Genomic DNA, 1,060 nt, shown 5'->3' with positions numbered 1-1,060 from the left:
CGAGGATGTCACTCAGGCCTGGCAGCGAGAGGTAGATGTCGGCGTCCGGGTGCTGCTCAAAAGACTGGTTCAGCTGGGTCTCGAGGTCGGCGATCTGGGTGTTGAACGCGGCCAGCAGCCCGACCAGGGCCTTGGTGCTCGCGGCGTAGGACTGCACGACCGGGAGTGGGGCGGCCAGCTGCTCGGTGCGCAGGGCGTGCTGGATCCGCTCGGCGGTGGCCTCCAGGTAGCGGCGGCGTCCACCAGCGCGCAGCGCGGCGGTGATCTGGGACAGGGTCAACCGGGCCCCGGTTTCCGGGTCGGGTGCTCGGCCCAGGACGGTCAGGGCGTCCCGGTCGTCGAGATCCTCGAACGCGACCAGCGCGGCGGGGTAGTACTCGCGCAGGGCGCTGCGCAGCCGGTTGGTCTCCCGGGCCCGTGACCAGATGAGGTTCTGGTGCGCCCGGGCGATGACCTTGACACCCTCCACCTGCGCGCTGTCCCCGGCGACCAGGCGGTGGTTGTGCGCGTCGGTGCGGACCAGGTCGGCCAGCATCTTGGCGTCGCCGGCGTCGGACTTGGCCCCACCGACATGGTGCCGGTCCCGGTACCGCGCGGCCGCCCTGGGATTGATCGCGTGGACCAGGTACCCGGCCGCGACCAACGCGTTGACCCACAGGCCCCGGTCGGTCTCGATCCCGACGCGCACCTGCGTGGGGTCCTCGGCATGGGTACCGAGCAGGGCGTGGAAGGCCCTGATGCCCTCGATGCCCTCGCCGAGCCGCTTGGCCGCGAGCTTCTCGCCCGCCTGGTCCATCACGTAGACGTCGTGGTGGTCCTCTGCCCAGTCGTTGCCGACGAAGATCACTCTCACCGCCTCCTTCTGTTGTCGGTCCTGTCATCTCGCGTGAGCCGAGACCGCCCCGGTAGCGACCTAATGGATCAGTGCTCACCCACAAGGCGCGGGGGCACGACATCCCAGTAGCACTCAACGGGCGACCTACCCGCCGGCCGGGACACGATCTACGCATAGAGGTTCCTTGACGACCTCGGGCTGAGAACGGTGCTCACCGGCCGACGG

The 1,060-nt window shown here is 69.6% G+C and carries 1 protein-coding gene; it reads right to left on the bottom strand.

From position 1 onward, the window contains the following. Window positions 1-847, bottom strand: an 847-nt coding sequence (locus BJF86_RS12280) for an IS110 family transposase (RefSeq protein ID WP_075819355.1), incomplete at its 3' end; no start/stop codon positions are given. Window positions 848-1,060 lie beyond the last annotated feature (213 nt).

The organism is Serinicoccus sp. CNJ-927 (genome assembly GCF_001942435.1).
In the GTDB taxonomy this organism is placed as follows: Bacteria; Actinomycetota; Actinomycetes; order Actinomycetales; family Dermatophilaceae; genus Ornithinicoccus; species Ornithinicoccus marinus.
The sequence above is the reverse complement of the archived record's forward strand: the minus strand, read 5'-3'. Positions and strand labels throughout refer to the sequence as shown.